General features: G+C 37.7%; 17 protein-coding genes. 16 read left to right on the top strand and 1 reads right to left on the bottom strand.

The window, feature by feature from the left end; all coding sequences use genetic code 11:
- Nucleotides 1-65: 65 nt before the first annotated feature.
- The 5 genes from C7Y47_RS08595 to C7Y47_RS08575 all read left to right on the top strand — a co-directional run bounded on the left by C7Y47_RS08595 (nt 66) and on the right by C7Y47_RS08575 (nt 5,204).
- Nucleotides 66-854 (top strand): LysM peptidoglycan-binding domain-containing protein, encoded by a 789-nt coding sequence (locus tag C7Y47_RS08595; RefSeq protein ID WP_142508392.1) that lies wholly within the window; start codon nt 66-68, stop codon nt 852-854.
- A gap of 160 nt (nt 855-1,014) precedes the next feature.
- Complete coding sequence (locus C7Y47_RS08590; protein ID WP_142508391.1) at nt 1,015-1,770, top strand: metallophosphoesterase; 756 nt, start codon at nt 1,015-1,017, stop codon at nt 1,768-1,770.
- Between the two features lie 123 nt (nt 1,771-1,893).
- Nucleotides 1,894-2,859, top strand: a complete 966-nt coding sequence (locus C7Y47_RS08585) for a YpdA family putative bacillithiol disulfide reductase (protein WP_142508390.1) — start codon at nt 1,894-1,896, stop codon at nt 2,857-2,859.
- 238 nt (nt 2,860-3,097) lie between these two features.
- The gene (locus C7Y47_RS08580) at nt 3,098-3,658 is read left to right on the top strand and encodes a glycerol-3-phosphate acyltransferase (RefSeq protein WP_142508389.1); all 561 of its coding nucleotides are present in this window, start codon (nt 3,098-3,100) and stop codon (nt 3,656-3,658) included.
- Between the two features lie 4 nt (nt 3,659-3,662).
- A complete protein-coding gene (locus C7Y47_RS08575; RefSeq protein WP_142508388.1) occupies nt 3,663-5,204 on the top strand; it encodes an aminotransferase class V-fold PLP-dependent enzyme in 1,542 nt (513 codons plus the stop codon).
- Between the two features lie 28 nt (nt 5,205-5,232).
- Here the strand turns inward: C7Y47_RS08575 and C7Y47_RS08570 are convergent, their stop codons facing one another.
- The gene (locus C7Y47_RS08570) at nt 5,233-6,201 is read right to left on the bottom strand and encodes an asparaginase (protein ID WP_142508387.1); all 969 of its coding nucleotides are present in this window, start codon (nt 6,199-6,201) and stop codon (nt 5,233-5,235) included.
- A gap of 364 nt (nt 6,202-6,565) precedes the next feature.
- Here C7Y47_RS08570 and prsW point away from each other — a divergent pair, with 364 nt between their 5' ends.
- The 11 genes from prsW to spoIVA all read left to right on the top strand — a co-directional run bounded on the left by prsW (nt 6,566) and on the right by spoIVA (nt 18,713).
- Nucleotides 6,566-7,240, top strand: a complete 675-nt coding sequence (gene prsW / locus C7Y47_RS08565) for a glutamic-type intramembrane protease PrsW (protein WP_132359285.1) — start codon at nt 6,566-6,568, stop codon at nt 7,238-7,240.
- 626 nt (nt 7,241-7,866) lie between these two features.
- On the top strand, nt 7,867-8,688 hold the full coding sequence (gene sleB / locus C7Y47_RS08560; protein ID WP_142508386.1) for a spore cortex-lytic enzyme: 822 nt from the start codon (nt 7,867-7,869) through the stop codon (nt 8,686-8,688).
- A gap of 15 nt (nt 8,689-8,703) precedes the next feature.
- Entirely contained in the window at nt 8,704-9,987 is a 1,284-nt protein-coding gene (locus C7Y47_RS08555; protein WP_142508385.1) for a PepSY1/2 domain-containing protein, read from the top strand.
- A gap of 84 nt (nt 9,988-10,071) precedes the next feature.
- Nucleotides 10,072-10,731, top strand: a complete 660-nt coding sequence (locus tag C7Y47_RS08550; protein ID WP_142508384.1) for a flagellar brake protein — start codon at nt 10,072-10,074, stop codon at nt 10,729-10,731.
- 208 nt (nt 10,732-10,939) lie between these two features.
- The gene (cmk, locus tag C7Y47_RS08545; protein WP_142508383.1) at nt 10,940-11,614 is read left to right on the top strand and encodes a (d)CMP kinase; all 675 of its coding nucleotides are present in this window, start codon (nt 10,940-10,942) and stop codon (nt 11,612-11,614) included.
- Between the two features lie 102 nt (nt 11,615-11,716).
- Nucleotides 11,717-12,853 (top strand): 30S ribosomal protein S1, encoded by a 1,137-nt coding sequence (gene rpsA, locus C7Y47_RS08540; protein WP_142508382.1) that lies wholly within the window; start codon nt 11,717-11,719, stop codon nt 12,851-12,853.
- A 258-nt stretch (nt 12,854-13,111) separates the two neighbouring features.
- Nucleotides 13,112-14,422, top strand: coding sequence for a ribosome biogenesis GTPase Der (gene der, locus C7Y47_RS08535; protein WP_142508381.1), 1,311 nt, complete (start codon nt 13,112-13,114; stop codon nt 14,420-14,422).
- A 192-nt stretch (nt 14,423-14,614) separates the two neighbouring features.
- On the top strand, nt 14,615-15,631 hold the full coding sequence (locus C7Y47_RS08530) for an NAD(P)H-dependent glycerol-3-phosphate dehydrogenase (RefSeq protein WP_142508380.1): 1,017 nt from the start codon (nt 14,615-14,617) through the stop codon (nt 15,629-15,631).
- Nucleotides 15,632-16,116: 485 nt separating this feature from the next.
- Nucleotides 16,117-16,326 carry a DUF2768 domain-containing protein gene (locus tag C7Y47_RS08525; RefSeq protein ID WP_142508379.1) on the top strand — a complete coding sequence of 70 codons (210 nt, stop codon included), beginning with the start codon at nt 16,117-16,119 and terminating at the stop codon, nt 16,324-16,326.
- A 25-nt stretch (nt 16,327-16,351) separates the two neighbouring features.
- Complete coding sequence (locus tag C7Y47_RS08520) at nt 16,352-17,143, top strand: hypothetical protein (RefSeq protein ID WP_142508378.1); 792 nt, start codon at nt 16,352-16,354, stop codon at nt 17,141-17,143.
- 91 nt (nt 17,144-17,234) lie between these two features.
- On the top strand, nt 17,235-18,713 hold the full coding sequence (spoIVA, locus tag C7Y47_RS08515) for a stage IV sporulation protein A (protein WP_142508377.1): 1,479 nt from the start codon (nt 17,235-17,237) through the stop codon (nt 18,711-18,713).
- The last annotated feature ends 52 nt before the right edge of the window (nt 18,714-18,765 follow it).

The raw sequence follows: 18,765 nt of genomic DNA, 5'->3' as shown, positions 1-18,765 counted from the left end.
ACTTTTTTCGCAAAATTCGTCATAATAGAATGATAGAAAGCGTAGTAAGGTTGGAGGAACGGTGAATGAGTAAAGAAGATTATCGCGATAAAATTGAAGAACATCGTCAATCTTTTGAGGAAGAACAAAAAGAACAGCAAGCTTTATCTAGAGTTTCGAGGATGGGGAAAAATGGAAATGACAATAAAAAACCAAGTAATACAAAACGAAAACCGCCATTAATGACGATTCTTTTTGTAATTTTTATCTTAATTCCATTATCGATATTAGTCTATTTTTTAAAATTCTATGAACCTGGAACAACAATTGAAGAGGCTGAAAAAAATTCTTCGTCTCAAATTGTAGAAATTGACAATTCAGGGGATGAAGATAAGGTGCCTGTATCTACTGACAAAGCAAAAGAAGACGATAAAGCAAACAAAGATAAGGCAGACAAAGATAAGGCAGACAAAGATAAGGCAGACAAAGCAAAAGAGCCTTCTAAGAAAGACACTGAGAAATTAGCTGATGAGCAGAAGGCAACTGCGGAAGCGAAAAAGGCCGAAGCAGCCAAGAAGGCAGAAGAAGCTAGAAAAGCCGACGAAGCTAAAAAAGCTGAGCAAGCTAGAATAGCACAAGCAGAAGAGGCTAAAAGAGCAGAACAAGCACGTAAAGCCGAGGAAGCACGCAAAGCAGAAGAAGCAAAACAATCTGCAAAAGCAAGTACTCATACTGTAAAAGCAAATGAAAATCTATATCGTATTGCTTTAAATCACTACGGCGATGGAAGTGAAGCAACATTATCGAAAATTCGTGCAGCAAATGGTATGTCTTCAAATGATGTAATGATTGGGCAAGTGATTAAGCTACCATAAGAAAAGCGGGTGTCATTCTTTGGCAATGATGTTTTTCTAGTATAAAATAATGGACAAACGTCAACACCAAATATGGTTGAGGCGTACGTCTGATTTAGTGAAAAGGCGATTCTTCATTATTACGAATCGTCTTTTTGCTTTCGTAAGGAGATGTGAGGGAATGATTTATTTTGGACTATTTGTTTTAGTAGTCATCGCGTCCCTGCTTTATATGTTGAAGGTGGCACATGAAAATAATGTTTTACAGCATCAATTGTTATTAAAGGGTGAACAGGAAAAGATCCGACTATTTTTTATTTCGGATACACATTTACGCAAAATTAATCGCCAAATGATTGAACAGTTAGATGGTCAATTTGATGCTGTTATTATTGGTGGAGATTTTGCAGATGGACGCACACCTATTCAACGTATTCATGACAACCTAAAATTATTAACTCCTTTAGGACCGACATTTTTTGTATGGGGTAATAATGACAGAGAAGTAGGCGAAGGACGATTAAGAAGTATTTTGCAGGAACATGGTGTTCAGATCATCGCTAATGATGCTGTATTACTACCTAAAAAAAACCGTTTTTGGCTAAATGCAATTGAAGACACATCTACAATGAAATATAGCTTTGATGACGCATTTGCAAAGGTAGGAGAGAAAGACTTAGTTGTTTTCATCTCACATAACCCAGGTGTTTTTGCAAGAGTCCGTGCAAAATTTAGAGCAGATTTAATGATTGGTGGGCATTTACACGGTGGTCAAATTAGAATTGGTCCATACGGTGTGCATCCTAATGGCTCTTACCGGAAGCGTGAGGGTGTGATGACGTTAGTAAGTAACGGCTATGGTACGACATTATTGCCTTTCCGGCTTGGTGCGAGACCACAGTGTCATATTATTGACATTGAAATTTCGGGTAAATAAACAACCAAAACTCGATTGAAGGCGTATAATGGAAGCGATAAGGATTTATTCGGTAAAAGCCCGATTATTGAAAGTAAAGTATTAGCAATTTTGCTGATACAAAGTTGATAGGAGTGTCAAGAAATGCAACAAGTAGATGCAATTATTGTTGGAGGAGGCCCATGTGGTTTAGCAGCAGCAATAGCCTTGCAAAATATTGGATTAAAGCCAATTGTCATTGAAAAAGGCAATATCGTAAATGCGGTTTACAATTACCCAACGCATCAAACTTTTTTTAGTACTAGTGAACGACTAGCTATTGGTGATGTACCCTTTATAATTGAAGGTCGTAAACCAAAGCGAAATCAAGCACTAGTTTATTATCGAGAAGTTGTACGTTTGAAAGGTATTCAAGTAAACCGCTTCGAGAAAGTAAATAGCGTTGTAAAAAATGGAGCGGTGTTTACAGTTACGACAAATAAAGAGGTCTATACAACACCTTATGTTGTGATTGCAACAGGCTACTATGACCATCCGAATTATTTAAACATCCCAGGTGAGAAATTGCCGAAAGTCTTCCATTACTTTAAAGAGGGACATGAATTTTTTGATACGGATGTTCTTGTAATAGGTGGGAAAAATTCTGCAATAGATGCGGCGCTTGAGTTAAATAAGGCTGGAGCTCGCGTCACTGTTGCCTATCGCGGTAGTGAGTATTCACCTAGCATCAAGCCATGGGTTTTACCAGAATTTGAAGGTGTAGTACGAAATGAAGAAGTCCAAATGCATTTCAATACAAATATACTGGAAATCCGAGAGCATGAGGTCGTAATAGAAATTTCGGGTAGCAAGAAAACTTTAAAAAATGATTTTGTTTTTGCTATGACAGGTTATCATCCGGATCATTCATTTATTCGAGCAATGGGTGTCTCTATTGATTATGAAACGGGTCGTCCTTTCTTTAATCCAGAAACTATGGAAACAAATGTAGAAGGCTTATTTATTGCGGGAGTTATTGCAGCTGGAAATAATGCCAATGAAATTTTTATAGAAAATGGCCGTTTCCATGGCGATTGTATTGCAAAGACAATTGACAAAAGAGCAAAATAGCAAGATGAGCTGTATAGGCATATAAGCTTATACAGCTTTTTTAAACCGTCGGATAGAAGAGAGAAAGCAGCGGGAGAAGTTCGAAGCGACGGAGGAAAGGTCCAGAGCGACTAAATGAGAACGAAGCGGCTCCCAGGATACCCCCAGGTAAGTGACCAGTCATAACGGAAATCAACCTTACATTATGGTAATAGTACATAATTTCTTTAATGGAAGTTGATAAAAAAGGTGTGAAAGAATGATTGGATTATATTGGATTATAAGTTATGTTATAGGGAACTTCATGACAGTGTATGTCGTTGGAAAAGCATATGGCGTTAATTTACAGGAAGAAAGAAGTAAAAACTTAGGTGCTAGAAATGCTGGTAGTGTGATTGGGAAAGGTGCTTTTCTATGGACTTTTTTAGGGGATTCTTTTAAAGGTGCGCTCATTGTTAGTGTAGGGCGTTTATTGCATTGCGAAGAATGGGTAATTGTGTTAGGCGCTAGTTTGGGCATGCTTGGTCATATGTTTCCGTTTTGGCTTAAGTTTAATGGGGGAAAAGGAGTAGCAACTTTTATAGGTGTAGGTCTGGCATTATCTCCGAGCTTATTTTTTATGATGGTTGTTGGAACAGCTATTACGCTTAGCGTAACTAGAAGTTTAACACTTAGTATGTTAGGTGGCTTAGTTTTATATGTTGGAGCAATTGTATATACAGATAAATTACTGTTATACATACCGATACTAGTAGCAATTTGTTTTATGCTTATTAAACATATGTCGAATATTAAAGAGTCTTTAGAGAGAAGGAAGTGATTATATGTATTGGTGTAAAATTGCGCATACAGAAGCGGAGTTTGAGGAAATTGCACGTTTAAATTACGAAACCTTTGTTGAAGAAATTCCACAGCATAAACCAAACTCTGAAAGGGAAAAAGTTGACCGTTTTCATCATGAAAATACGTATATTGTTGTTTATAAAGGAATAGAACTTATAGGTATGCTTGCATTTAGAGATCAGAGGCCGTTCTCAATTGATGAAAAGATAGGAAAAGTTGAGCAATATTTATCAAAAGAGATTAGTGCTAAGCTATGTGAAATTAGATTGCTTGCAGTTAAGAAGGCATACCGTACAGGAAGAGTACTGCTGAAATTGACACAGGCATTGACTGCTTTTGCATACGAAAAAGGATATTCGGCAGCGGTTATTTCAGGTACTACTCGTGAAGAGAAGCTTTATAAGCAAATGGGCTTTAGCCAATTTGCACCTGCTACAGGGACAGAGGATGCTTTATTTTTACCAATGGTATTAACAAGACAGCAGTTTGAAAAGTCTTTACAGCAAAGACTTGCGAAGGAATGTCATACTTTTTATCCAGGTCCAGTGAAACAAAGAGAACTATTTATGTATTCAGAGCTTTCTCATCGTTCGTTAGGCTTTCAATCATTATTTGAGCAAATGAGAAATAAGTTGCTTCAATTATCAGGAGCAGAGCATGTAGCTACAATTGTAGGGACTGGGACATTGGCAAATGAAGTTATGCTAGGGCAATTGAAGGCTCAACAATTAGGGCGTGGACTAATTTTAACAAATGGTGAGTTTGGAGAACGTCTTCGAAAGCAAGCAGAGAGATGGTCATTGGATTTTGATGTAATTGAGCAAGTTTGGGGAAGTTCCTTTGATACAAATATTTTGGACGCTTATTTGCAAAAAAGATCGTATCAATGGCTTCTAGCAGTACATGGAGAAACGTCGACTGGAACTTATAATGATATAAAGGAAATTATACAGCTAACAAAGCGGTATAATATAAAGCTTTGCATTGATTGTATTAGTTCTTTCGGAGCAATGCCATTTTCTTTAAAAGATTGTTATTTAGCGACTGCTGTGAGTGGAAAAGCAATAGGTGCGCTCAGTGGTTTGGCTTTTATTTTTTCGCAAAACATTGTGAAAGCTTCTTCAACATTACCAGCTTATCTCGATTTAGCTAATTACCAGCAAGGTGCGATTCCCTTTACATTACCAGCAGTACTTGTTGCAAATGTTACTGCAGCGTTACAAGCATATCCAGAAAGGTATGGACAGTTACAGCAACGTTTTAAAACATTACTGCAACTACCATTTATGCACTACCAAGTTTCAACTAGACAGTATCCGATGCTGATAACTTTACAGCTTCCTAAGACTTTGGCAAATCTACAGAGAGATTTAATTTTAAATGGTTATTATGTTCATGCGGATAGCCAATACTTACGTCAAAGAGATTTCATACAGCTCTCTGTTATTCAGCCGGATTTTGAGATAGCAATCAATCATTTACATAAAATCTTGAATTATTATAAGCAAATTGTAGATGCATAAGCTTAATTGAAAATTGAATACAATAGCCTTATATGAAAAATTCCTTTAAATCAAGAGGAGTTCCTACTTTGTTGAGCCCAATTAATAATTTTAGTCGTGCCTTTTGACCATTAATACCAGTTGCAAATATAGCGCCTAAGTCTTCGAGCATTTTGCCACCGCCAACATAGCCATAAACTCCTTCTGCGATACCATTAAAACAACGGGATACCAGTATAACAGGAATACCGCGCTCTAAAAGACTTTCAATACCTTTAACAACTGCTGGAGGGACGTTGCCTTGTCCAAGGCCTTCTAACACAACGCCATCATATTTACATGCGAGTACTACATCAAGTAAGTCAACCTCCATGCCAGCATACACTTTCAGCATAGCTACTCGTTTTGATAATCCATCAATTTCTACATATTGACGGCGGATAGGGGCATGATGAAATAATATTCTTGATTTTGTAATAAGTCCAATTGGGCCATATTGAGGTGACTGAAAGGTATTTACAGAACTAGTGCTTGTTTTTGTAGTGTTAACAGCAAGGTGGACCTCGTCATTCATGACAACAAGTACACCTTTCTCACGAGCTTCTTCATCAACTGCCACACGAACGGCTTCTACTAAATTATAAATACCGTCTGCACCAAGTTCGTTTGAGGAGCGCATTGCACCTGTTAAGACAATAGGAATTGATAAATCATTCGTTAACTCTAAAAAATAAGCTGTTTCTTCTAATGTATCAGTACCATGAGTAATAACAACGCCATCAATTTTCTCCTCTGCAACTTTTTCGATAATTAGATTACGTAATGTAAGCATTTCTTTTTGCGTAATATGTGGTGATGGGAGGTTAAAAGCCTCCATTTCAATAATTGTGGCAAGTGCATCAAGTTTACGGCTTTCCTTCATTAGAGGATTTTCCTTGTTTGGCATAACGGCACCTTCATCACTCATCGCCATAGAAATTGTGCCACCTGTATGAATTAATAAAATTGTTTTTTTCATAAAAAATATTTATCTCCTTTTAAAAAGTTTTATATCATATCATGGTATAATAATAGCAGTTTATCTTCATGTAAAAGATATTTATTGTCGAAAACGGAAGCTTAATGTCTCATAAGTTTTCCACCTGAGATATACGGATATATTTTTTATGCAGGTGTCCAATATTCGGTAGATAAAGATAAACTTGGGATATGGAATTTTAATCCTTTGAAAACACCAAAGTAACCCAACATTATGTGCTGTCGCTTCGCTTACGCGCAAGAATAGATTTGTTGGTTTAATGTATTTGAAGGATGTCACGAATTTTAAAATCTTAACATAAATATGTCAAGGCGAAATTGATTTTTTGAAAGGAGCCGGCATCATGATCATTTTATTATCAGCTGCCATTGCTCCCGGTCTAGCGCTTTTTAGTTACTTTTATTTGCGCAATCAGATGGCAACGGAGCCAAGAAGAACCTTACTTCAAACGTTTTTGTATGGCGCATTTTTAACGTTCCCAATCTTGTTCTTACAATATGTACTAACAGAGGAAGGGGTCTTTCGTTATCTTTATCTACAAGATGTAGTTTTTTCTAGTGTAGTTGAAGAGTTTTTTAAATGGTTTGTTCTGTTGATCGCAATCTACAATCATGTAGAATTCGATGATCCTTATGATGGCATACTGTATGGTGCAAGTATATCTCTTGGTTTTGCCACGATAGAAAATGTGCTTTATTTATTTTCTTTCGGTTTGAATACTGCATTTATGCGTGCATTATTACCTGTATCGAGTCATGCTTTGTTCGGTGTTGTAATGGGCTATTATTATGGACGTGCCAAGTTTTCTAAGCTTGCAAAGACGAAAGAAATGATTGCTATGGCGCTTTGTGCACCGGTAGTATTACACATTTTATATAATACAATTTTATCATTCAAAGGGTATTGGGTATATTTAATGATCCCTTTTATGCTATTTTTGTGGTGGTTTGGGCTACGGAAAGTCAAGCTCGCTCACTATCACCTAGTACAACATTTGCATATGCATAAAAAAATATAAAGCGTAGAAATCTAAAAAAGATTTCTGCGCTTTTCTTAATGTTTCTCACAATACCTCGCTTGTTTCGCTTTCACTGCGGGAACTTTGCTTTGCGACGAAAGCGCAGCGACAAGAGCACTCGAGCAGCCTGTCACTCCAATCAGCGATAGTTTTGCATTTCAAAAGCCAACGCTATTGCAATAGAACTGAATAGACTTATAAAGCGAATGCGAATGTTAAATCTGTTGTTACTGCAGTTTTTTGTATGATAAAAGCATCATTGTTGTAGATAATTCGCTTTTGCACAGCACACTTGTAGTTGCAGTAGCTACTTTTTCACTGCGTTTTCGCAAAGATAAACATTATTGTTGAAGTTTCATTTTAATACACATGTCCAGAAGATGTATGTTATGTGAAGTGGTTGATTGGAGTGGAGACTGGGCGACTCCTTGGGGATTAGCGGCTCATCGGACGCCCCTAGGAAAGCGCCCAGTTGGAACGGAAATCAACCTCTCGTTTTGCTGAAGAACCATACTTTATTTAATACGACACCTTAATCTCATTGATACAATAGTTTTTCATTTTCTATTTTTTAAATGTATAAAATGAGTCGTTTGTTTCAAGCTATGAAAAAAGGAGTGATGATCATGCGTTTAGTAAGCATAGTTTTTGCTTTGATGTTGGGGATTAGTATTTTTGCTATTCCGCAAAATGACGCCATTGCATTTACCGAGCAACAGATTTCTCGTGGTGCTTATGGAGATGATGTAATTGAGCTACAGGCAAGGCTACAATACTTAGGATTTTATAAAAGTAAAATTGATGGCAAATTTGGCTATAACACATATTGGGCTTTACGAAATTTCCAAGAGAGATATGGTTTACCAGTAGATGGAATAGCCGGTGCAAAAACTAAAAAAACTTTATCAGGTTTTTCGGATTACGATGAAGGATGGGTAAAAGCGCAATTAAATGCTGGAAATCAATTTACTTATTATGGTGGAACCCCACTTGAACAGCAAGTGAAAACAAACACTGGCGGCGGTGGTGGAGGTGGTAAAAGTAGTGGTAGTAGTAATAATAATGGGACTAAAACTCAAGTACCCCCAAAGTATACTGACAGAGATGTACAGTTAATGGCGAATGCGGTTTATGGTGAAGCTAGGGGAGAGCCCTATGAAGGTCAAGTCGCTGTAGCGGCTGTTATTTTAAATCGTTTGGAAAGTCCTGAATTCCCAAATACTATTTCAGGTATTATTTTCCAACCGCTCGCTTTTACTGCAGTGGCAGATGGGCAAATTTGGCTTGAACCAAATGAACGTGCAAAAGAAGCAGTTCTTGATGCTATGAATGGATGGGATCCTTCGGAAAATGCACTTTATTATTTTAATCCGAAAACAGCAACAAGTAAGTGGATTTGGTCACGACCTCAAATTAAACGAATTGGAGAACATATTTTCTGTTCATAAGAAAGGAGGAAAAAAATGAGAACTATGCTCGTTATACTCACTGCTGCAGTTATTGGTTTAGGGGCATATAGCATTAATATGCACGGCAAAAATGCAAGTTTACAACGTACTGTGCTAGCTCAGTACACGGATAATTTAACGGATGCATCCGAGAAATTAACTCATTTACAAAGAGCTGTTTCGCAATCTCTATTGTTTCGAGATGACAATGCCATTCACAATGAGTTAGATTCTGTTTGGCGACTAAGCTCTGACGTTCGATCTTCTATGTCGAATATTCCTATCGGGCAGGAAGTGTCGAACGACTGGCTAAGCTACTTAGGGCGCCTAGGAGATGAGGCAAAGAAAACATCTAAAACTGGTGATTATAAAGCATGGCGAGAAAAAATGCCACAAGTTTCTACAAATTTACAGGCACTTTCAGATGAATGGTCATCTGCAACAGTAGATTTTTATAAAAACAACGGTAAGATGGATGTCTGGTTAAGACAAGTAGATACTAAGAACCCGAATACAACATTTGATAATGTACAAAAGACATTAAAGGATTACAGTGAAAAAGACTTCCCACTTACATTAAGCGAATCGGATTGGCAGAAAAAAATGGATCTTAAAGCATTACAAGATTCAGACATTACTGAAAAAGAAGCGTTGGAAAAAGTAAAACAATTATTCCCTATCATAAAAGACGCAACATTTACTGTGACGAAAAGCAGCGATACGGCACCATATCCGTTTTATCATATCCAATTCCACCAAGATATTCGTTTAGGATATGTCGATTTAACAGAAAAGGGTGGACATTTAATATCCTATTTAGTGGAACGTCCAGTAGATGAAGCAAGGCTATCACAAGATGAAATTATGAAAAAAGCTGAAGAATATGTAAAACGACTTGGAATGAATGATGTTGCATTTGTGGAATCTCGTGAAAACCATCAAGCATGGCATGTGACATTTGCGCGTGTTCACCCTGGCGATAACGCATTGATTTATGCAGATGGGGTTCAATTGAAACTTGCTAAGGATACAGGCGAGTTACTTGGTGCAAATGCGATGGAATATATTCAGGCAGAGACGATTAAACCACAAACTGCAAAACCAATTGATTGGAAAACTTTCTTCGATGACGATGTGAAAGTACAAGAAGTAAAAAATATTTATACAGATAACGGCTCATTTGAACAACGTCTTTGTTATGAGGTAATTGCGGTCCGTGATAAAAACACGCAAGAAACATTCCGAATTGTTATTGACGCTGAAAATCACAATGTTTTAAAAGTGGAATATTTAACATAATATGAGAAAAAACTACCAGTTTATATAGCCAAAATGGGCATCTCGTGCGATAATAAATGTATATTTGTGTTCGGGGAGATGCTCATGGAAATAAAAATTGGTACACAATTAGAACTAGAACCAACTTATACAGAGCGTGTTGAAAAATTCCGCTGTAAAGTTGTAGAACAAAAAGATAATATTATTTATATCGATTATCCAATAAATATTGCCACTAAGAAAACAGCTTTTTTAATAGATGGCTCTGAATTTAGAGCAACTTTTCACACGGAAGATAAACAATCATTTGCTTTTAATACTGAAGTAATTGGACGTAAAGCTGGTAATATACCTATGATTATGTTGCATTGTCCAAAGGAAGATGACTTTATCAAAATTCAACGTCGTGAATATGTACGTGTGGAAACGCCTGTGGATGTAGCGATACAGTTTAAGGATTACAAATATCAGCTAGTAACATCAGACATTAGCGCAGGTGGTTTGGCAGTAACCTTGAAAGGGGCAATTGCTTTCCAAGATGGTGATGAGGTTCAATTAACAATCGTTTTACCATATGCCAATGGGGATATAAAATACGTGGTCACAGATGCAACGGTTGTTCGTATATACGAAAAAGATGAGATGAAAATTGCAACTATTCAACTAACAGATACGGATGATGTGGACCAACAACATATTGTTCGTTTCTGCTTTGATCGCCAATTAGTGAATCGCCGTAAAGAAATAAGTCCCTTTGATGCCTGATTTTTACAAAGTTGATTCTGGACGCAATTATGTCGTGGCATAATTGATTGGTCTTCCCAACTTCCATTGGTGATGTGGAAAATTCCATGAAATTTTGCAGGGGGTTTACACACCTTCCAATCGAGTAGTATTTTGATTTAAGAAAGCCCTCTGCTTAAAGAGGGCTTTTTTATGATACAATATGGTGTGTTAGAAAGTAGGGGGAAATATGAAGAAAAACATTCAAATTGCGATTGATGGACCGGCTGGTGCTGGGAAAAGCACAATTGCGAAAATTGTTGCAGAGGCACTTGGATTTACTTATATAGACACAGGTGCTATGTATCGTGCTGTGACGTATAAAGCAATGCAACAAAACATACATTTAAATGATGAAACAAAATTAGCAGAAATGCTAGCATCCAGCACAATTGACTTAAAGCCTTCTGCTGAAGGACAACTTGTCTTTTTAGACGGGAAGAACGTGTCGGCAGAAATTAGATCTAATGAGGTAACTTCATCTGTTTCACAAGTAGCGGCACACGCTAAAGTACGTGAACTATTAGTAGCGCAGCAACAAAAGCTTGCGGCTAAAGGTGGTGTTGTTATGGATGGTCGCGATATTGCTACGCATGTATTAAAAACTGCAGAACTAAAAATCTTTATGTCTGCAACTGTAGAAGAGAGAGCAAGACGTCGTTTTATGGACAATCAAAAACGAGGAATCGAATCTTCTATTGAAAAACTTCAAGAAGAAATTGCCCTGCGCGATAAAATGGATAGCGAGCGTGAAGCATCGCCACTAATTCAGGCAGAAGATGCCATATTTTTAGATACGACAGCATTGTCAATTGATGAAGCAGCACAGGCCATTTTAAAATTAGCGCAAGAAAAAATGGTATAAATCCTAAAATTTCAGACATTTTTTGAATTTAAAGGATTTATTTTTGTCTTTATCTTCAATTTCGAATAAAATAGTAAGGGAAGATGCGAAGGAGGGTTACATATGTCTGAAGAAATGAACTATGCAGAACAAACGTTTAACGAAGGTGATATCGTCAAAGGTATTGCAGAGCAAGTTGATGAAAAAGCGGTAACTGTTTCAATTCCAGGTGCACCATTTGACGGTATTATACCAATAAGTGAATTATCAAGCTTACACATTGAAAAAGCGTCTGACGTAATTTCTGTTGGAGATGCGTTAGAGCTGATGATTACAAAAGTCGAAGAAGAAAACTATGTGTTATCAAAACGTAAAGTAGATGCTATAAAAGCATGGGATACACTTGAGCAACAATTCAACGCTGGGGAAATTTTCGAAGCGGAAGTCAAAGATATTGTTAAAGGCGGTCTTGTCGTTGATTTAGGAGTACGTGGCTTCGTTCCAGCATCCCTAGTAGAAGACCACTTTGTTGATGATTTTGAAGACTATAAAGGCAAATCTCTTAGCTTTAAAATTGTTGAGCTAGATAAAGAAAAAAATCGCTTGATTTTATCACATCGTGCTGTAGTTGAAGCTGAAAAAGCTTCTCAAAAGAAAGATGTTATTAACCACATTAAAATTGGCGATGTTTTAGATGGTAAAGTACAGCGTATCGCATCATTTGGTGCATTTATTGACCTTGGTGGTATTGATGGACTTGTGCATATTTCACAAGTGTCTCATGAGCATGTGAGTGATGTAAGCGAGGTTTTATCGGAAGGACAAGAGGTGAAGGTAAAAGTCCTTTCTGTAGACCCAGAAAATGAGCGTATTTCGCTATCCATTAAGGAAACGATTCCTGGTCCGTGGTCGAACATCGAAGACCGTGCAGCTAAAGGTACAATACTTGATGGAAAAGTAAAACGTCTTACTTCATTTGGAGCATTTGTTGAAGTTTTCCCGGGTGTAGAAGGTTTAGTGCATATTTCACAAATCGCGCATAAGCATATTAACACGCCACACGAAGCTCTAAAAGAAGGACAAGATGTACAAGTAAAAGTGCTTGACGTTAATGCTGAAGAAGGTCGCTTAGCATTAAGCATTAAGGATTTACTTGAAAATCCTGAGGCAGAGGAAGTAGTCGACTATGAATTACCAGAAGAAAACACAGGTTTCTCTTTCGGTGATGTCATTGGCGATAAACTGAAAAATTTTAAATAAACTAGACATGTGAGGATGCAATTTGTGTCCTCGCTTTTTTATGGAGAAAATAGATAGAAGTGTCAAAGAGATGGATCGAATAAGACAAAGTGAGGATAAACCACATCGAACCAGCAGATTTAAGAGGAAACGATGAAAAAAATACCAAAGAGATGAATAGAACGGTACATAGCGCGCTCGTTTATGGATATGATATGATATAATGGCATTTTTCGTGTATAATAGCGAAAGACAAGAAGTTGGAAGGATGAAGTACAGATGACGAAACCAGTAGTAGCCATCGTAGGTCGTCCGAACGTAGGTAAGTCGACGATTTTTAATCGTATCGTTGGAGAACGTGTATCGATTGTGGAAGACATTCCAGGAGTTACACGCGACCGTATTTATAGTTCGGCAGAGTGGTTAGCACATGATTTTAATATTATTGATACAGGTGGTATTGAGATTGGGGACGAACCGTTTTTAGAGCAAATTCGTCAACAAGCAGAGATTGCCATTGATGAGGCGGACGTTATTGTCTTTATGACAAATGGTCGTGAAGGTGTAACAGCTGCTGATGAGCAAGTAGCAAAAATTTTATACAAAACAAAAAAACCGGTCGTTTTAGCAGTGAATAAAATTGATAACCCGGACATGCGTGAGATGATTTATGATTTCTATGCGCTTGGCTTTGGTGAACCTTGGCCAATTTCTGGTTCTCACGGCTTAGGCTTAGGGGATTTATTGGATGAATGTGCAAAACATTTCCCTAAAGAAGATGAAGATCAATATGGGGACGAGGTCATTAAATTCTCGTTAATTGGTCGTCCAAATGTTGGGAAATCCTCGTTGGTAAATGCATTTTTAGGTCAAGACCGCGTTATTGTTAGTAATATCGCAGGTACTACTCGAGATGCTATTGACACGCCTTATGAGTATGATGGACAGGAATATGTCATTATTGATACTGCAGGTATGCGTAAAAAAGGGAAAGTATACGAAACGACAGAGAAATACTCTGTATTGCGTGCGTTACGTGCAATTGAACGCTCTGATGTTGTTTTAGTTGTTCTTAATGCAGAAGAAGGCATCCAAGAGCAAGATAAAAAAATTGCAGGCTATGCGCACGAAGCAGGAAAAGCTATTGTTATTGTTGTTAATAAATGGGATGCTGTTGAAAAAGACGAAAAAACAATGAACGTCTTTACACAACAAATTCGCGAGCATTTCTTATTTTTAGACTACGCACCAATTATTTTTGTTTCCGCCAATACAAAGCAACGTGTACATCAAATTTTACCGATTGTACAACGTGTAAGTGAAAACCATGCAATGCGTATTCAATCATCTATCCTTAACGAGGTTATTGAGGATGCTGTGGCGCGTAACCCGGCACCTACTGATAAAGGTCGCCGTCTGCGTATCTACTATGCTACTCAAGTTGCGATACAGCCACCGACGTTTGTGGTGTTTGTCAATGAACCAGAGCTAATGCATTTCTCTTATGAGCGATTTTTAGAAAATCGTATTCGAGAAACATTTGATTTCGAAGGAACGCCAATTCGTTTAATTTCCCGTGCACGTGCTTAGGAAAAATATACACATAAAATACGCCAGCCCGACAATAATTGTTGGATGGCGTCTTTTTACAAAATGGGAAAGTATAATTTTCTAAAGTCTACTATAAGATTGCTTTGAAAGTTTACTGTTGTAAGCATTTCTCTAGCATTTTTCGTAACGAATAAGAATGAATTGTCTTTTCTTAACAAGGGAGGATTTTGAATGGAAAAAGTTTGTGTGTTAGGGGCAGGCTCGTGGGGTACAGCACTTGCGATGGTACTTGCAGAGAATGGGCATGATACACTTCTATGGACTCATCGAACTGATCAAGCTGAAGAAATTAACAGCTTGCATACAAATAGGAAGTATTTACCTGAAACGGAGCTGCCGGCAAATTTGTATGCAACAAGTGATATTGCTCAAGCAGTTGCCCATTCGGAGACTATTGTCGTAGCTGTACCTACTAAGGCTATTCGAGAAGTATGTGAAAAAATGATAGCAGAGCTCGATAAAAAAGTACTGTTTGTTCATGTTTCGAAGGGGATTGAGCCTGATACATTAAAACGAATTTCAGAAATTTTAGCAGAAAGTCTACCAGCTGAATGTGTAGAAGAGATTGTTGTACTTTCAGGTCCAAGCCATGCAGAGGAAGTTGTCTTACACCACCCAACAACTGTTACAGCCGCTTGTGCAAGCATTGAAGCTGCGGAAAAAGTACAGGATTTATTTATGAATCAATTTTTCCGTGTCTACACAAACAAAGATGTGATTGGTGTAGAAATAGGTGGCGCCTTAAAAAATGTAATCGCATTAGCTGCGGGTATTTCAGACGGCTTAAATTATGGTGATAATGCCAAAGCGGCACTAATTACTCGAGGATTGGCTGAGATTTCACGTCTTGGTGTTAAAATGGGTGGGAATCCATTTACATTCTCAGGACTTACAGGCATGGGAGACTTAATTGTAACATGTACAAGTGTGCACTCTCGTAATTGGCGTGCAGGTAATTTACTGGGGCAAGGAATGAAGCTGCCAGAGGTACTAGACCAAATGGGCATGGTTGTTGAAGGGGTACGCACAACAAAAGCTGCCTATCAACTAGCAGAGAAATATGACGTTGCTATGCCAATAACTACGGCGCTTTATAGTGTTCTATTTAGTGATATAGAACCGAAAGTAGCGGTTGATGCATTAATGATGCGTATGAAAAAGCGAGAAATCGATGACATGATATACTAATAAAAAATATACAAAGGTAAGTGTTATCATTAACCGCTATATAGATTTTTTGATAGTGGATAAAAATGACTAATCAACATGCCTGATCTATGTGATTAGTTTTGTCATAAAATGGACATAAATAAGGTGTCTCAGTGAATAACTGAGACACCTTATTGTATGCTTTTAGTTGAAAAATCTATAACGCTACAAAGGTTGTACATTTAACTTCTTTTGCAAATGTCTCCCACCTCTATAGGTGTTGGTATGATGCGAATTTAAGCTACTTTTCAGCGGGTGTCCAAACACCCGCTGAAAGAAGTTAAAGCCTCCGGCGGATGTCACGGAATCGGAAAGGAGTTCTTTGCGTAAGCTCGATTCCGGACGTAATTATGCTGTGGCATAATTGATTGATAGTTATTGGACAACTATTTCTTTTTGGCGAGAGCACATAGTATAATATAATTTGATTGTTTCGTGACGTTGAAGAAAGGTGGTTGTCTTAAATGGGTCCGTTAGCACATTTGCCAGCGCTTGATGTAATGTGGGTATCATTTTATTGTATCAGCTTTATGATTATCTCTGTTGGTTTAATTTATTTAGCTCGGAATAAGGTTTCAAACGGTTTTTTACGTACAATCGTAAATTTAATTGCATACATACTATTTGGGCTAGGCACATTTTTAATGGTACTAATTGTAGCAACATGGCCATGATAAAAAATGATGAGGTGGAAGTGACATGAAAAAACTAAGTGCTTTTCTTTTGGTAATAGTAACCGCAGTTCTTCTAGTAGGTTGTGCATATCCAGAAGACGAAAAAAGGGCAAAATTAGTGCCTGATGCTGACCAGTTAGCCGCTGTTCAGCGTGCGGTTGATGAATACCGTGAAGCAACTGGAGGCCTAGTTCCAATTAAAAATAGTGAGCTAGATACAGATATATATATAAAATATTTAATTGATTTTGAAAAACTAATGCCTAAATATCTTGCTCAAATCCCAGGGAATGCCTATGAAAAGGGTGGGATTTTCCAGTATATTATTTGGGATCCTGAAAATGAAGCTAAAGTAAAATTGGTAGATTTAAATGCTGCAGAGCGAATTCGTGAAATTAATATTCAAAAACTTTCTACCCAATATTTACCGATAAAGGGTGCGTCTTCTGATAATGTATATCAAATTAACTTTGAAGAATTGGGCTATAAAAAAGATGTAACTGTGAAAAGCCCCTATTCTGGTACGGAATTACCAATATTTATGACAGGTGATGGTGAAATGCATGTGGACTATTCCATCGATTTAGGTCAACTACTAAAGGAAGACAAACCTAATGTGAAGCCTGGGGATGATATACGTCAGCTACTTGTCGATAAATATCCAGTAGTACCAGCTTATTCTATACCATATACAGTAGATGAAAAAGGTGAGCCAATTTATTTTATGGACGCCTATAATAGTGACGCAAAAAAAGCTAGAGAAAAAGCTAGAGAAAAAGCAATTCAAGAGTCTAAATCCAAAACTAAAAAAGATTAGTCACTAAGCTCCTTACATTTGTGAGGAGCTTTTCATATTTATCTATCTGCTCGCATATAGTGAAAAAGCGTAGATAAAGGAGGCAGAAACCTTGAGTGAAGCAGTATTTAGAGAAATTGCAGAGCGCACAAATGGCGATGTTTATATTGGTGTTGTCGGTCCAGTACGTGTAGGTAAATCAACATTTGTAAAAAAGGTTATGGAAGCAGTCGTGTTACCAAATATTGTGGATGATACAGAAAGAATGCGTGCACAAGACGAGTTGCCACAAAGCTCGCCGGGGCCAGTCATTATGACTGCTGAGCCGAAGTTTGTGCCTGCCCAAGCAACACGTATTGCGGTCGGTGATGATGAAATGACGTTCCAAATTCGTTTAGCAGATTGCGTTGGTTATGTCATTGAAGGTACAAAGGGCTATGAAGATGAAAATGGGCCGAAATATGTGCATACACCTTGGCATACAGAGCCTATCCCTTTCCAAGAAGCGGCGAAAATAGGCACAGATAAAGTTATTCGTGACCATGCCAATATTGGAATAGTTGTAACAACAGATGGTACGGTAAATGGAATAAGTCGTCGTGCGGCAGAGAAGGCTGAAGAGGAAATTGTAGAGCAATTAATGGACATTGGAAAACCTTTTGTTATTGTATTAAATTGCCAAATGCCAGCGCGAGAGGAAACGGTACAGCTTCGAAATGAGTTATTTGAGCGCTATAATGTTCCAGTAATTGCTACTTCAATTGATCAAATGCGTGCATCTGATATTCAGTTTATTTTGCAAGAAGCATTATTTGAATTTCCAATTCGAACAATTGAGGTGGAAAAACCAGATTGGTTAGATGTTTTAGATGCTACACACCCGCTGAATGTTGCGTTAATTGATTCGATGGAAGAAGTGTTGTCATCTATTATGAAAATAAGAGATGTACAGCAGGCGTCAGATGCCTTTAAAGCCATTGATTTTATTGACCAGAGTGAAGTGGTGCATGTGGATGCTGGTGTTGGGACCGCAGTCATTCGAGTGTCATTACAAGGTGAGCTATATAAGTCGGTTTGCAATGAATGGCTAGATGAGCCGATTGAGACGAAGCGAGATTGGCTACTATTTATTAAAGAGTCAGCAGAAGCAAAAGAGGCGCAAAAACGCTTTAAAACTGCTATTAGTGAAGCAGATTCGAAAGGTTATGGCGTAACATTGCCGATGATGCAGGAGTTTGAGCCAACAGCACCAGAGCTCATTAAACAAAATAATTTTTATGGTGTTCGTATGAAGGCAAAAGCACCATCATACCATATCATTCGTGTAGATATGGAATCAGAATTCGCGCCACTAATTGGCTCAGAATTCCATAGCCAACAATTACTTAAGGATTTAAATCATGCTTATTTACATGATCGTGATGCTTTATGGAACACACAACTTTTTGGAACTCCGCTACATGAAGTGTTAAAAGAAGGAATACGCTATAAAATGGATGCCGTTCCATCAACAGCCAAAAAACGGATGCGCCAAACAATTGAACGTATGGTGAATGAAGGTGATAGAGGATTAGTTACATTTATTTTGTAGTGAAAAAATGAAAAATAAAGCGCAAAAAATTATCACAGGGCTCTTCGTTTTT

This window comes from Lysinibacillus sphaericus, from assembly GCF_006864135.1.
GTDB lineage: Bacteria > Bacillota > Bacilli > Bacillales_A > Planococcaceae > Lysinibacillus.
The sequence above is the reverse complement of the archived record's forward strand: the minus strand, read 5'-3'. Positions and strand labels throughout refer to the sequence as shown.